Origin of the sequence: Brevundimonas sp. TWP3-1-2b1 (assembly GCF_049896165.1) — a bacterium.
Taxonomy (GTDB): domain Bacteria; phylum Pseudomonadota; class Alphaproteobacteria; order Caulobacterales; family Caulobacteraceae; genus Brevundimonas; species Brevundimonas subvibrioides_B.
On the sequence record NZ_JAFCTT010000007.1, the window covers coordinates 138214 to 151196 of the forward strand.

The 12983-nt window shown below is 70.0% G+C and carries 14 protein-coding genes; 2 read left to right on the forward strand and 12 right to left on the reverse strand.

All coding sequences use genetic code 11. From position 1 onward, the window contains the following. Positions 1-104: 104 nt before the first annotated feature. Complete coding sequence (locus tag ACP7AB_RS08765; protein WP_425990028.1) at positions 105-1424, forward strand: amidohydrolase family protein; 1320 nt, start codon at positions 105-107, stop codon at positions 1422-1424. 81 nt (positions 1425-1505) lie between these two features. Here the strand turns inward: ACP7AB_RS08765 and lpxK are convergent, their stop codons facing one another. From lpxK to ACP7AB_RS08790, 5 genes are read right to left on the reverse strand one after another with little or no spacing between them, the layout of a single operon-like run. Continuing rightward, the gene (gene lpxK / locus ACP7AB_RS08770; protein WP_425990030.1) at positions 1506-2552 is read right to left on the reverse strand and encodes a tetraacyldisaccharide 4'-kinase; all 1047 of its coding nucleotides are present in this window, start codon (positions 2550-2552) and stop codon (positions 1506-1508) included. Continuing rightward, complete coding sequence (locus ACP7AB_RS08775) at positions 2549-3841, reverse strand: 3-deoxy-D-manno-octulosonic acid transferase (protein WP_425990032.1); 1293 nt, start codon at positions 3839-3841, stop codon at positions 2549-2551. The genes lpxK and ACP7AB_RS08775 overlap by 4 nt, the downstream gene beginning before the upstream one ends. Then, the gene (locus ACP7AB_RS08780) at positions 3838-4524 is read right to left on the reverse strand and encodes a lysophospholipid acyltransferase family protein (protein ID WP_425990034.1); all 687 of its coding nucleotides are present in this window, start codon (positions 4522-4524) and stop codon (positions 3838-3840) included. The genes ACP7AB_RS08775 and ACP7AB_RS08780 overlap by 4 nt, the downstream gene beginning before the upstream one ends. Before the next feature lies 1 nt (position 4525). Then, a complete protein-coding gene (locus tag ACP7AB_RS08785; RefSeq protein ID WP_425990036.1) occupies positions 4526-6355 on the reverse strand; it encodes an ABC transporter ATP-binding protein in 1830 nt (609 codons plus the stop codon). Positions 6356-6394: 39 nt separating this feature from the next. Then, entirely contained in the window at positions 6395-6955 is a 561-nt protein-coding gene (locus ACP7AB_RS08790; protein ID WP_425990038.1) for a hypothetical protein, read from the reverse strand. A 95-nt stretch (positions 6956-7050) separates the two neighbouring features. On the opposite strand from ACP7AB_RS08790, the gene ACP7AB_RS08795 reads away from it, so the two are divergent. Then, positions 7051-7716, forward strand: a complete 666-nt coding sequence (locus tag ACP7AB_RS08795) for a fused DSP-PTPase phosphatase/NAD kinase-like protein (RefSeq protein WP_425990039.1) — start codon at positions 7051-7053, stop codon at positions 7714-7716. Positions 7717-7732: 16 nt separating this feature from the next. On the opposite strand, the gene ACP7AB_RS08800 is transcribed toward ACP7AB_RS08795, so the two are convergent. The 7 genes from ACP7AB_RS08800 to ACP7AB_RS08830 all read right to left on the reverse strand — a co-directional run bounded on the left by ACP7AB_RS08800 (position 7733) and on the right by ACP7AB_RS08830 (position 12956). Further along, a complete protein-coding gene (locus ACP7AB_RS08800; protein WP_425990041.1) occupies positions 7733-7945 on the reverse strand; it encodes a hypothetical protein in 213 nt (70 codons plus the stop codon). After that, the gene (locus tag ACP7AB_RS08805) at positions 7942-8190 is read right to left on the reverse strand and encodes a hypothetical protein (protein WP_425990043.1); all 249 of its coding nucleotides are present in this window, start codon (positions 8188-8190) and stop codon (positions 7942-7944) included. The genes ACP7AB_RS08800 and ACP7AB_RS08805 overlap by 4 nt, the downstream gene beginning before the upstream one ends. 75 nt (positions 8191-8265) lie before the next feature. Next, the gene (locus ACP7AB_RS08810; RefSeq protein ID WP_425990045.1) at positions 8266-8511 is read right to left on the reverse strand and encodes a DUF4170 domain-containing protein; all 246 of its coding nucleotides are present in this window, start codon (positions 8509-8511) and stop codon (positions 8266-8268) included. A 25-nt stretch (positions 8512-8536) separates the two neighbouring features. Beyond that, positions 8537-9331 carry a 3'(2'),5'-bisphosphate nucleotidase CysQ gene (locus ACP7AB_RS08815; protein ID WP_425990047.1) on the reverse strand — a complete coding sequence of 265 codons (795 nt, stop codon included), beginning with the start codon at positions 9329-9331 and terminating at the stop codon, positions 8537-8539. Continuing rightward, complete coding sequence (locus ACP7AB_RS08820; protein ID WP_425990048.1) at positions 9328-10674, reverse strand: TldD/PmbA family protein; 1347 nt, start codon at positions 10672-10674, stop codon at positions 9328-9330. The genes ACP7AB_RS08815 and ACP7AB_RS08820 overlap by 4 nt, the downstream gene beginning before the upstream one ends. 39 nt (positions 10675-10713) lie before the next feature. Next, positions 10714-11127 (reverse strand): MAPEG family protein, encoded by a 414-nt coding sequence (locus ACP7AB_RS08825; protein ID WP_425990049.1) that lies wholly within the window; start codon positions 11125-11127, stop codon positions 10714-10716. Between the two features lie 5 nt (positions 11128-11132). Next, entirely contained in the window at positions 11133-12956 is a 1824-nt protein-coding gene (locus ACP7AB_RS08830) for a M14 family metallopeptidase (protein ID WP_425990050.1), read from the reverse strand. Positions 12957-12983 lie beyond the last annotated feature (27 nt).

A 12983-nucleotide genomic window follows, 5' to 3' on the forward strand; every position in this document is an offset into this window, starting at 1 on the left:
GCCGAAGTCATGGCTTGTTTCACAAATACGCCGCCGGGTTCAACCTGAGCCTTGGCCGAAATCCACCGACGCGTATGGTGACGCACAGTATCAGGGAGAGGTTTATGAAGTTCGTCGCACTGGCGGTCGCCGCCGTTTTTGCGCTCGCAGGGCCTTCGCAGGCGCAGCAGAGCCCCGCCTCACAGGCTTTTCCCGCGAACGGGGAAACGACGTTCGTCGAGGCGGGGCGGCTCCTGGCGGACCCCGAGAGCGGTGTTGTGCTGCGCGATAAAACTCTCGTGATCGTAGGGAACCAGATCACGGAAATCCGCGACGGCTTCGTCGGCGAGGGTCCGAACGTCGTCAATCTGCGCGATTCCTTCGTCCTGCCGGGCCTGATCGACAGCCATGTGCACCTGACCTCTCAGCAGAGCCCGACCGGGCGGCTGGACGCGGTGACGCGCGACGCGGCGGACAGCGCCATGATCGGGGCGGGCTTCGCGCGGAAGACCCTGATGGCCGGGTTCACCACCGTGGCGGATCTGGGCGGCGACAACGACGCGGTCTTCGCGTTGAGGGACGGAATCCGGCGCGGCGACGTGCCGGGACCGCGAGTCATCGCCTCCGGGTCGTCGGTGTCGATCCACGGCGGCCATGGCGACATCAACGGCTATCGCGACGACATCATGCACCTGCTGTCGTCCGAGAGCGTCTGCTCGGGACCGGAGGACTGCATGAGGGCCGTGCGGACCCAGGTGCGGTCGGGCGCCGATATCATCAAGATCACCGCCACCGGCGGGGTTCTGTCCAACACGGCGGCGGGTCTGGCCCAGCAGTTCACCGACGCAGAACTGGCCGCCATCGTCGAGGTGGCGCACCGGATGGGGCGCCAGGTGACGGCGCACGCGCACGGTGCGGACGGGATCAACGCCTTCCTGCGCGCCGGGGGCGATTCGATCGAGCACGGCACCTATCTGGACGACGAGTCGATCCGGCTGTTCCGACGCGAAGGCGTCTATCTGGTGCCGACGCTGCTGGCCGGCGACTTCGTGGCGCGGGTGGCGGCGAGTCCGACCAACTTCTTCACCCCGGCCCAGACGGCGAAAGCGCTGGAGGCCGGGCCGAAGATGCTGGACATGGCGCGGCGCGCGCATGACGGCGGCGTCCGCATCGCCTTCGGCACCGACACGGGGGTTTCGGCGCATGGAGACAATGCGCAGGAGTTCGCGCTTCTGGTGCAGGCGGGGATGACACCGCTGGAAGCCATCCAGGCGGCGACGGTGGTGGCGGCCGAGCATCTGAGGATCGCCGACCAGGCCGGGCTGATCGCGCCGGGCCGTCCGGCGGACATCGTGGCGGTCGAGGGTGATCCCCTGACCGACGTCACGACGCTGGAGCATATGGCCTTCGTGATGAAGGGCGGGGTGGTTTACCGCGACGAGTAAATCCTCCCCCGAAGGGGGAGGTGGCGTGGCGCCTCTTCGCGCCGTGACGGAGGGGGGCCGCCGCAAACACGGCGTCCGGGGCTAACCCCCTCCACCACTTTGTGGTCCCCCTCCCCCATAGGGGGAGGAATGTTCGCTCAGGAACCCCGAGAACGCCGCCTCGTCCTCGAACCGGGCGGCGACAGGCCATGAGACCACACGGGTCCGCCAGTCGGGAGGCAGGCGGACCCAGTCTTTTTCGGTCGTGACCAGACCGGCGTCGAAGACGGCGGCGCGGTCGGCGAGGAAGGCGAGATCTTCCGGCCGGTATTCCGCATGGTCCGGGAACGGCGCGAAGTCGACGAGCTCGCACCCGGCGGCGATCAGGGCGCGTTCGACCTTCCACGGCTTGGCGATGCCCGCAAACCCGACCTGGGGGCCGGGTGGCGGCGCACAGCCGGGCTCAAGCCGGGCGATGAAGGTCGGCAGGGCTCCGAACACGGCCAGCAGTTCAGGATCGGCGGGCGGGCTGTCTGCGGGCAGCAGGACGACGACCGCGTCGGCGCGGGCGAGACCGGCGGCCAGCGGTTCCCGCATCGGACCTGAGGGGAAGACCGAGCCATCGCCGAAGGGCCACTCGTCCTCGCGCGTTTCGCCGTCGACGACGATCAGGCTGAGGGTCTTCTTCAGGGTCGGGTTCTGGTGAGCATCGTCGAGGACGAGGGCCCGGGCGCCGGCCGCGACCGCCGCGCGGGCGCCGGTGACGCGGTCGGCGGAGATCCAGGCGGGGGCGTCGCCGGACAGCATCAGGGGCTCGTCGCCGACGTCGGCGGCGGTGTGGGTCGCGGGATCAACGCGGAGCGGGCCGGCCAGCTTGCCGCCATAGCCGCGTGACAGGGCGTGGGCGTCGACGCCCTGCCGACGAACCAGGCGCAGGACTTCGCGGGCGACCGGGGTCTTGCCGGAGCCGCCGACGGTGAGGTTGCCGATCGAGATGACGGGGACGCCGGCATCGACGGGCGTGGCGCGGGCGATGCGGCGGGCGGTGGCTGCGGCCCATACCCACGAAACGGGCTTCAGCAGGGTGCGGGCGACGCGGCCGTGGCGGCCGTGGCGCTGATACCACCAGCGAGGGGTGGAAAGCTTCATCGGCGCGGCCGGGACGATGGCGGCAGAAGCGGCTGAAGCGCCTCCCAAAGGCGGTCGAGACCGGCGCCGACATCGGCGGCGGCCCGGCGCGCGCGCTCACCCATGGCCCGGGCGGCGGCGGGATCGTTCAGCAAGGGCGCGACGACGCCGGGCAGGTCACCGGGCGTGGCGACGAGTTCAAGGCCTCGGGCGGCGACGAGATCGGCGGTGACGGCCTGCCAGTTGGAGGCGTCGGGACCGGCGACCGAGGCCTTGGCCAGACGCGCGGGCTCCAGCGGATTGTGCCCGCCCCAGGGCTCGCGCCCGAGAAAGGAGCCGAATGAACCGCCCATGACCACGACATCGGCGAGGCGCAGGAACAGGCCGAGCTCGCCCAGGGTGTCGGCGACATAGATGTCCGTCTCGGCGTTCGGCTGGGCGCCCCGCGATCGCAGGGCGAAGCGGTAGCCGTCGCGGGTCAGGGCGGTGGCGATCTCGGGTCCGCGCTCGGGGTGGCGGGGTACGAGGATCAGGCACAGGCGCTCGGCGATGTGGTCGATGGCGCGAACGATGGCGATCTCCTCGCCCTCGTGGGTCGAGGCGGCGACGATCACGGGCCGGTCGCCGATGGCGGCGCTGAGCGCGGTGAAGGCCGAGGCGTCATGGGGCAGGGCGGCGCCGGAAAGCTTCAGATTCACCTGGCCGTCGACGCGGGCGCCCAGGCTGTGCAACCGGGCGGCGGAAACATCGTCCTGGGGCATGACGAGGGAGAAGGCGGACAGGAGCGCGTGAGCCGATTTCGGGAAACGGGCCCAGCCGGCGGCGGTCTTTTCGGTGATGCGGGCGCTGACGAGGACCAGCGAAATCTTCCGGTCGCGGGCGGCGAGGATCAGGTTGGGCCAGAGCTCGGACTCGACCAAGACGCCAACTGAGGGCCGCCAGTGGTCGAGGAAGGCGGCGACCCCGCCGGGGACGTCCACGGGCGCGAACTGGTGGATCACGCCGGGAGGCAGGCGGCGGGCCAGCAACTCCGCCGAGGTCACCGTGCCGGAGGTGACGAGGACGGTCAGGTCGGGGCGGGCCTTCACGATCCGCTCGACGACGGGCAACAGCGACAGGGTCTCGCCGACGCTGACGCCGTGCAGCCAGACCAGGTCGCCGTCGGGGCGGGATACGCCAGGAACGCCGAGGCGTTCGTCGACGCGGACGGCGTCTTCCTTGCCCTGTTTGACGCGGGCGTCGAGCAGGCGCGGGGCCAGGGGTTCCAGCATGCGGGTCAGCAGGCGGTAGGCGAGCAGAGCGAGGGTCACAGCCGCTCCAGCCCGGTGATGGCGTCGGCGCGGGCCTCTACGGCGGTCAGCCTTTCCGCCCAGGGACCGGTGACGTCAGAGAGTTCGGCGCCCTCGGGGTAACGGGCAATGTCATAGACGATGGCGCCGCGACCGAAGGGCAGGGGCAGGATGGCGCGATCCCAGCTGTTCAGGCGGATGGCCGGATTGCAGCTCATGCCGATGAACAGGGCTGGGGCGCCGGACATCCGCGCCATCAGGGGCAGGCCCTCGGCCATGACCCGGACCGGGCCGCGCGGGCCGTCGGGAGTGATGGCCAGAGCGCCGACCTTGAGCTGTTTCAGGCCGTCGCGGAGCGCGCGGGAGCCACCCTTGGCCGCGTCAGCCTTGTCCTTGTTGGCGGAGGAGCCGCGCACCGCCGGGAAGCCTTGCAAGGCCACGGCCTTGGCGATGAACTGGCCGTCCGGGCTGAGTGAAATCAGGGCCTTGGCGGGTTGAGCCAGGTCGAGCGGCCAGCACGCCGGACTGAGACCAATGCGCGAATGCCAGAAGACGCAGATGACGCCGCCGCCGTCGGCCCAGACCTTTTCGGCATGTTCGCGGCCCTCCCAGGTCCAGCGGATCGTGGCGAAGCAGAACTTCATCCAGCCGGCGAGCACGAACGACAGGATGGTCTGGATGAGGGGATTGCGGAGCGGCCTCACGTCACGCGACCGTGGCGACGGCAGGGGTCCCGTCGAGCGACTGCTGTTTCGCCAGCCGGCTGTAGAGTCCGCCCTTCCTGACGAGGCTCGCGTGGGTGCCGCTCTCGACGATGCGACCGGCCTCCAGCACCACGATGCGCGTCGCATGCCGGACCGTGGACAGTCTGTGAGCGATCATCAATGTTGATCGCCCTGCCATGAGCCGTTCCAGCGCAGCCTGAACCAGGGCTTCGCTCTCGGTGTCGAGGGCCGAGGTGGCTTCGTCGAGCAACAGGATGGGCGCGTCCTTGAGGAAGGCGCGGGCGATGGCGATGCGCTGACGCTGGCCGCCCGACAGCCGCATGCCGCCTTCGCCGGCGCGGGTCTGGTATCCTTGGGGCAGGGCGGTGATGAAGTCGTGGGCGGCGGCGGACCTGGCGGCCTCTGCGATCTGGTCAGGCGTGGCGTCGGGCCGCGCGTAGGCGATGTTGGCGGCGATCGTGTCGTCGAACAGGAAGGGTTCCTGGGTCACCAGGGCGATGCGGGCGCGCAGGTCCGGCAGGCTGAGCGCGCGCAGGTCGGCGCCGTTGATCGTCACCTTGCCCGAGGTCACGTCATAGAAGCGCGGCAGCAGGCTGAGCAGGGTCGACTTGCCGCCGCCGGACGGACCGACCAGGGCGACGGTCTCTCCCGGCGCGACGATCAGGGAGACCTCCGTGATGGTGGGCGAGGCGGCGCCGTAGCTGAACGACACCTCGTCGAAGGCGATCGTCGCGGGGCCGGGCGGCAGGGCCTTGGGCGAAGCGGCCTCGCGGATCTCCGGGGCGATGTCCAGGGCGCCGAACAGGCGACGCGCGGCGGTCAGGCCTTCGGCGACAACGGTCTGCAGATTGGTCACCTGACGCAGGGATTGGCCGGCCGCCATGAGGAGGCCGACATAGGCCGCGAAGGCGCCGACCGTCATCTGGTCGTTGCGCGCCTGCCAGCCGGCGTAGGCCATGACGGCGGCGACGACCAACATGGCGACGAGGTTGGAGAAGGGGCCGGCGAAGGCTCTGGCATCGGCGGACTTGATGACGTGGCGCTGACGACGGCCGACGACCTCGGCCACCCGCGCCTCCTCGGCCGCCTCGCGGTTCTCGATCTTGATCAGACGGACGCCGTCGAGGTTCTCCATCAGGGCGGTGGAGAGGTTCTCGGTCTCGACCATGGCACCGGTCGTGGCCTTGCGCATCCGCTTGCCGAAACGCTGGATGACAAAGGCGATCAGCGGCGCGCCGAGCAGGACGATGGCCGTCAGCCGCCAGTCCGACCAGGCCATGAAGATCAGCACCGCGATCAGGGTCAGGCCGTGCTGGGTGTAGTTGACCACGCCGCTGGTGAAGGCCTCCCGCACCAGGTTGGCGTCGAACAGGACGCTGGAAACGAAGGCTCCGGAATGCTGACTGCGCAGACGGGCAAGGTCGGCGCGGATCATCGAGCCGAACAGCCGCACCTGGATGTCACCGACGATGCCGTGCCCCAGGCGATTGACGAGTGCGGCCTGGGCCAGGGAGGCTGCCGTTCCGATCAAGGAAACACAGATGATGATGGCTGGGATGACGGTCAGGGCGTGCTGGGGCGGGACCACGAACAGGCCCGCCACCTTGACCGGTTGGCCCAGGAACATGCCGTCGATGGCCGGCTGGATCAGTTGCAGCACGATGGGCGTGCTGACGCCCGCGATCGCGGCGCAGATCATCGACAGCACCAGCACGCCTTTGCGGCGAGACAGGTAGTCGCGCCAGATGCGGCCGATCAGGGGACGCGAGGCGGCGTCCTCCTGCGGAACGGTCGGAACGGGCGAAGTCATCCGCCCGAGGTCGGACGACCTGCCGCGCAAGTCAAGGGATCAGTCGGCGGGCGGCGGCAGGTCGGCGTCGGTGATCATCGCCGTGCCCTGAGCGTCGGTGACGATCCGGGCGGGCGCCACGGTCGGGTTGGCGGGATAGGTCTGGCCGTCGAAGGCCAGCAGGGCCTCGCCCTCGCCGGTCATCACGCCCAGGTCCGGGCGGCCGTTGCTGGAGGTCGACAGGACCCGGATCGGGGTCTCCACGATGGTTGTGCGGCCGAGCGGAACCAGGTTGTCGCCTTCCCCGCCATAGACCAGCAGGGTGCAGCCCGCGTTGCCGCAGTGGCTGGGGAACAGATAGACGAGGGTGATGCGGTCGTCCCCGTCGCCGATGCCGCGCGCGACGTAGGTCAGGGTTTCGCCGTCGCCTTCGGCCGCCTGAACCGCCCGGTCCACCGCCGGGTCGGTGACCGGCGAGGCCTGGACGGCCGCCGCTGCGGCCACAGGCGCAGCCGCATCGGCGGCCGTCGCGGCGGGAGCAGGCTCGGCAGCCGGCTCGGCGCTGCAGGCCATCAGGGCGAGCGCGACCAGCGGGGTCGGGATAAGGCGGGACAGGATCATGGGTTCACCGATCAGGCGCGACGCCAGGTCGGCGATGCTACGGCAGAACGATGCACGGGATGACGCGCGCTGTCGCCCCCACTATGTCTGACGCGATGAGCCGATTTGATGTGAGCACGGAGGCCGGTCGCAAGGCGGCGGAGCGGGACTTCTTCTGGAACGACCACGCCTTCCTGCGTCTGGCGTTTTCGAACGCTCACTGGCTGGGGCCCGATCTCGTGCGGACCAACCAGCCGTCGCCTCGCCAGCTGGAGGGCTGGGCGAAGCGGGGGATCAGGACCGTCATCAACCTGCGCGGCGAGCGGGACGAGGGCTACTACTGGCTGGAGAAGGCGGCGTGCGAGCGGCTGGGCCTGACGCTGATCGATGCGCCGCTCGATTCGCGCGATCCGCCGGGCAAGGACCGGGTCCGCCGCGCGCGGGACCTGTTCCGGAGCATCGAATACCCGGTGCTGATCCACTGCAAGTCCGGGGCGGATCGGGCCGGGCTGATGGCGGTCTTCTATCGCCACTTCCATCTGGGCGAGCCGATCTCGAAGGCGATGAGCGAGCTGTCGAAGAAATACCTGCACAGCCGCGAGGGGCTGACCGGCGTGCTGGACCACTTCCTCGAGGCCTATGTGAACGAGGTCGAACCGACGGGGGTGGGTTTCATGGAATGGGTCGAGTCCGACGCCTATGACCCCGCGGCGATGCGCAGGGTGTTCCGCGCCAACTGGTGGGGCACCCTGCTGACCGAAAAGCTGCTGAAGCGGGAGTAACCCCGGCCTCCCCGCCCTAGCCCCAGGGACCGGTCGGCTTGCGCTTCTGTTCGGGCGTGACGCCGTTTTCCGCGTCGAGCCGGGCCTTGCGGTCGGACTCCCACTGGCGGAACCAGCGGGCGTAGCCGCGCTCACGGCCGAGCACGATCAGCCACAGGGCCAGGGTGGCCAGGAGGCCGACGAGGGCGGCGATCTGGGCCCCGTCGAGCGTTGTGCCGAACAGGCTCACGATGGGCGCTCCGCAGGAATGGCGTCGGCCGGGGCCGGTTCGACGGTCACGGGCGGCGTCGGCGCCGGGGCATTGGCGAATGGATCGGCCTCTACCGGGACGGCGTTGGCGGGGGTGACGGGATCGTTCCAGGCGGTGTCCTGGTCGACGACGATGTCCTCCCGGGTCGTCGGACGACGCGTGGCGAAGGCGACGATGCCTACGCCCAGCGCCAGCAGGGTCAGAACGATCAGGGTCGGGATCATGTGAGCGCTCCTCGGTTGACGCCAACCTATCCGGTTAGAGCGCTCGCGTCCCGGCTGCGGTTCCCGGTGCGACGATCAGGCCTCGCCGCGCGGGTCGATCATGCGGTGCGCGTGCAGGATGAAGAAGCGCATGTGGGCGTTGTCGACGGTGGCCTGGGCCCGGGCCTTCCACGCGGCCTTGGCCTCGGCATAGTTCGGAAAGGCGCCGACGAACTCGACCTTGGACAGGTCGCGGAAGACCGGGGCGTCGAGGTGGCGCAGCTCTCCGCCGATCACGAGGTGAAGCAGTTGGGGGTCGGCGGCGTTGGGGGCGTCGGTCATGGGTCGTGTCCGGGAGGGGCGGGGATCAGGTCGCCAGCGGGATAGGCGTTGTGCGCCGCAGGATCAACGGGTGCAGGGCCGGCGCGGAGCAGACGAGGCTGGCCTGGCGCGGGTCCGGGCGGTTGAACAGCCACGGCTGGCCGTGGTGATCCGAGACCCTCGCCCCGGCCTCGGCGGCGATGAGGGCCCCGGCGCAGACGTCCCAGTCCCATTTGGGCGTCAGGGCGATGGCCGCGTCGAAGGCCCCGGAGGCGACCAGAGCCATGCGGTAGGCCAGGGCGTTTCGCTTCTCGTAGCGCATCGGCGGCCACGGCTCGGGCCAGTGCGGGCCCTCCATCAGCCGGGCGTCGGCGAGGACGGCGGCGTCGTCCAGAGCATCGACGTCGGAGGCCGAGATGGAGCGGCCGTTGAGGCGGGCGCCGCTGTCCAGTGTCGCCTCATAGGTCTCGCCGGTTGCGGGGACATGGATGACGGCGGCGACGGGCCGGCCGTCCTCGACCACGGCGATGGGCACGCACCACCAGGGCTGGTTCTTCATGAAGGCGACGGTACCGTCGATGGGGTCGACGACGAACAGGCGGCGGCGCGACAGGCGGTCGGCCGTGTCGACGGTCTCTTCCGACAGCCAGCCGTAGTCAGGGCGGGCGGCCCGAAGGGTCGCCTTCAGCATGTCATCGACGGCGAGGTCGGCGTTGGTGACCGGGGAGCCGCCGTCCTTGTGGGTGATCTTCAGGCCGCGATCGCGCTCGGCCTCGGCAAGGGCGCCGGCGGCGCGCGCGGCGTCGAGGATCAGGGCGAGATCGGCGGCGAGATCGATCATTTGCCGGCGATGGCGACGCCGTCGATGAGCAGCGACGGACTGTTGAATCCGCCGCGGAACTCCAGGTCCGATCCGGGCACAAGGCGCATCCAGAGGTCGGCGAGGTTGCCCGCGACGGTGATCTCGCTGACCGGATAGGCCCGCTCGCCGTTCTCGAACCAGTAGCCGGACACCCCGGCGGACCAGTCGCCGGTATTCGCGTTCAGCGACGGGCCGAACATGCTGGTGACGACCAGACCGGCCCCCGCCTGGCCCATCAGACCCTGCAGGTCGACGTCGCCAGGGCTGAGGTGCAGGTTGTGGGTCTGCACGCCCGCCGGGCCGACGAGGCCTCTTGAGGCGTGACCGGTGGTCTTCAGGCCCAGTTGGGCGGCTGCCGATGAGTTCAGCAGCCAGGTGGTCAGGACGCCGTCGTCGACCAGGTTGCGGCGCTCGACCGGCGAGCCTTCGTCGTCGAACGGGGTGGAGGCCATGCCCCGGATGCGGAACGGGTCGTCGATCAGGCTGAGGCCCCTGGGCAGAACCTGTTCGCCCATCCGGTCCTTCAGGAAGGACTGGCCGCGCGCGATCGAGGGGCCGGAGATGGCGCCCAGCAGGGGCGACAACACCTGGGCGGCGACGCGGCGCTCGAAGATCACCGGTGCGGTGGTCGAGGCGATCTTGCGCGGGCCGATCTTCTCGACCGCACGGCGGCCGGCCTCGGCGCCGATGCCGTCGGGGCCGGGCAGGTCGGCGAGCCAGCGGGTGGAACGGCTCTCGCCGCCGCGCTCCATGGCTCCGTCCTTCTCGGCGATGACACCGACGCCGAGCGAGAAACCGGTCGCGGCATAGGCGCCGTCGAAACCTTCGGAGGTGACCAGGCGCCAGCGGCTGGAAGCCGTGCTGGCGTGGCCGCCTTCGGACCTGGAGACGCCGGGGACGGCGAGGGCGACGGCCTCGGCTTCACGGGCGACCTGTTCCAGTTCGGCGGCGGTGCGCTCTGACGGATCCGACAGCTGCAGGTCCGGGAAGGGGCCTCGGGCCAGTCCGGCGACGGGGACAAGGGCGGCCCAGGGGTCTTCCGGGGCCAGCCGGGCCATGGCGACGGCGCGCTCTATCAGGCGGGCGCGAGTCGCGGCGCTGAGGTCCGAGGCAGAGACGGTCGCCTGACGCCGGCCGATGAAGACCCGCAGGCCCAGGTCGCGGCTCTCCTCGCGCTCCACATCCTCGAGGGCGCCGTTGCGGACGCCGACGGAGAGGGAGGCGCGTTCGGCGGTGGCGGCCTCGGCGGCGTCGGCCCCGGCCCGAAGGGCGGCGGCGACGACGTCTCGGAGGAGGTCGGTAGCGGAAAGGCTGTCAGGCATGGCCCGATATGGCGAACCCGGACCGCCCCCGCAACGGGCCTAGAAGGGCTGGCCGTGAATGAAGGCGTGGACGATCAGCATTCCGGCCGCCGTGATCAGGGACAGGAAGGTAAGCACCATGCCCGCGAGACGGCCGGGTGTAGGTTTGTCGGCGGCAAGGCCCGTGGCGTGCAGCAGTCGGCCCAGGAACAGGGCTCCGCCAACGGCGTGGACGGCGTAGGCCGGCAGGCCGAGCAGTGTCAGGAGGGCGAGCGCTCCGATCCCGACCGGAATGTATTCGGCTGCGTTGCCGAAGACCCGGCAGGCGAGGGCTACAGCCGGATTGCCGCCGTCGCCAAGAACCACCCGATGCTTCTGACGCGCCATGATCACCTGAACTGACAGGATCACGAGCAACAGGATCATCAGGCCGCTCCAGAGAGCGGCGGCTTGTGCGGCGGTCATATCAGGCATGGCTTCTAGTCCTCCCGTCCGACCGGATAGAGTCGGTAGCGGTCATCATAGAACGGGGTTCGCTCGTAGAACCACGCCAATCTGGCGTCGCCATTGGCGGCGAAGGCGGGCTCGGCGGCGACCTTGGCCTCGAACTCTGCCTTCAGCGCCGGATCGGCGGCGATCATGGCCTCGGCCAGGGGCGCGATGGCGTAGCCCTCGATATATTCGACGCGACTGAGGATTTCCGGGAAGAGGCCCCAGGCGAAGAAGCTCTCGCTCGACTGGGGCTCCAGCAGCAGGACGGCGATGTCGCCCAGCGGCTGGTCCGTCGGCACCCGGACCGAGCCGGGGGCGAAGGTCCAGTCGCGACGCTCGGGCGTGACCTCGGTGACGGTCGCCTGGACATGGCCTTCGTTGGGTCGGGGCGCGAGGATCGGGTTGTCGAGGTGCAGCATCTCGACCGATACGGTGCGAGGCGCGTTGAGCGTCTCCATGGTCAGGCCGTGGATACGCAGCCGCTCGATCAGGTCGGTGCGATAGGCAGGGACCCAGTAGGCCGTCGGGCGATGCAGGCGGATGCCGGGGCGTGAGCCGTAGTAGGGCAGCTGCCACAACTCGGGGTCCGGGCGGCCCAGCCAGCGAACCTCCTGGCGACCGGAGGCCGGGCTGTCCCAGGTTTCGTAGAGCACGCCCTTGAACGCGCGGGTCTGGTGCGGAACCGGGTCGGATTCGAAGTTCGCCAGGACCTCGGCGGGACGCAGCGCGCGGTCGGCGGCGATGGCGGTCCGCAGGGGCGTGACGTTGTCGGCGAGCAGGCGCAGGCTGGCCTCGAGGAAGACGTAGGTCCCCAGGACACGCTGCTCGTAAGGCTTCAGACTGTGGTTCTCGATCAGGATGGTCGGGACGTGGGCCGCGTCGCCCCAGCCGTTCGAAAACCGTTCGCCCAGACCGCCGTCGTTCAGGCCGGCGCGCGGGTTCTGGTCGTCGATGCCGAAGACCAGCGGGCCGGGGATATGGCCCTGGTCCTCGAGCGCGGCGTTCATGGCGGGCTTGAACACGGTGTCGAGCCAGCGGGCGCTGGAGGGCGAGCGACTGAAGGCGTCGAACTCGCCGTTGAACCCGTAGGTGACGTCGTACTGGTAATCCATCCCGTCGGTGACGTGGATGTCGAGATAGAGGTCGGGTCTCACCGCGTTGATGAAGGTCCGCAGGGCCCGCATCTCCGGCTGGTCCAGCTTCAGGAAGTCGCGGTTGAGGTTCTGGTTGGTGCCCGTGTTGCGCCAGCCCTGGATGCGGGGCCCGCGCTGGTTCGGGCGGCTGTAGGGTGAGGCGCGCTCGTGGCCGTCGACCGACAGGATGGGGATCAGGACCAGGTTGGCGCGGTCGAGCAGGTCGCCCTTTGCCCCGAAGGCGATGTCGCGCAGCAGCATCATGCCCGCGTCCTTGCCGTCGATCTCTCCGGGATGGATGCCGGCCTGGGCCAGCAGGACGGGCTTCGACGGATCGAGGGTCGCGCCGTCTCTGGAGGCGATCACGGCGTAGATCGGCCGGCCCTCCGGCGAGACGCCGAACTGTTCGATGCGAATCAGGTCGGACGCCGCGTCCAGCCGGTCGAACCAGGCGCGGGTGGCTGCGTAGCCGGGGCTCAAGTTGTGCGCCGGATCGCGCTCGAAATCGGTGATCCAGGGGTTGGAGGCCTCGGCGATCAGCGCCCGGCTGGCGCCGTCCCACGCCAGGGCGGGCGGCAGGAAGGGCTGGTCCCAGGGGGCGGTATTGGGTCGTGACTGGGACATGGCGGGACTCGACGCGAGGACCGCGAGGGCGGTCAGGATGAGGACGGTGCGCATGGGTCGTTTCATCTGCTCCGAGGTCGT

Bases quoted from the DNA above. Each gene is read 5' to 3' on its own strand.
- ACP7AB_RS08765 (WP_425990028.1), top strand. From the start codon at position 105: ATGAAGTTCGTCGCACTGGCGGTCGCCGCCGTTTTTGCGCTCGCAGGG.
- lpxK (WP_425990030.1), bottom strand. From the start codon at position 2,552: ATGAAGCTTTCCACCCCTCGCTGGTGGTATCAGCGCCACGGCCGCCAC.
- ACP7AB_RS08785 (WP_425990036.1), bottom strand. From the start codon at position 6,355: ATGACTTCGCCCGTTCCGACCGTTCCGCAGGAGGACGCCGCCTCGCGT.
- ACP7AB_RS08790 (WP_425990038.1), bottom strand. From the start codon at position 6,955: ATGATCCTGTCCCGCCTTATCCCGACCCCGCTGGTCGCGCTCGCCCTG.
- ACP7AB_RS08795 (WP_425990039.1), top strand. From the start codon at position 7,051: ATGAGCCGATTTGATGTGAGCACGGAGGCCGGTCGCAAGGCGGCGGAG.
- ACP7AB_RS08805 (WP_425990043.1), bottom strand. From the start codon at position 8,190: ATGATCCCGACCCTGATCGTTCTGACCCTGCTGGCGCTGGGCGTAGGC.
- ACP7AB_RS08810 (WP_425990045.1), bottom strand. From the start codon at position 8,511: ATGACCGACGCCCCCAACGCCGCCGACCCCCAACTGCTTCACCTCGTG.
- ACP7AB_RS08815 (WP_425990047.1), bottom strand. From the start codon at position 9,331: ATGATCGATCTCGCCGCCGATCTCGCCCTGATCCTCGACGCCGCGCGC.
- ACP7AB_RS08820 (WP_425990048.1), bottom strand. From the start codon at position 10,674: ATGCCTGACAGCCTTTCCGCTACCGACCTCCTCCGAGACGTCGTCGCC.
- ACP7AB_RS08825 (WP_425990049.1), bottom strand. From the start codon at position 11,127: ATGCCTGATATGACCGCCGCACAAGCCGCCGCTCTCTGGAGCGGCCTG.
- ACP7AB_RS08830 (WP_425990050.1), bottom strand. From the start codon at position 12,956: ATGCGCACCGTCCTCATCCTGACCGCCCTCGCGGTCCTCGCGTCGAGT.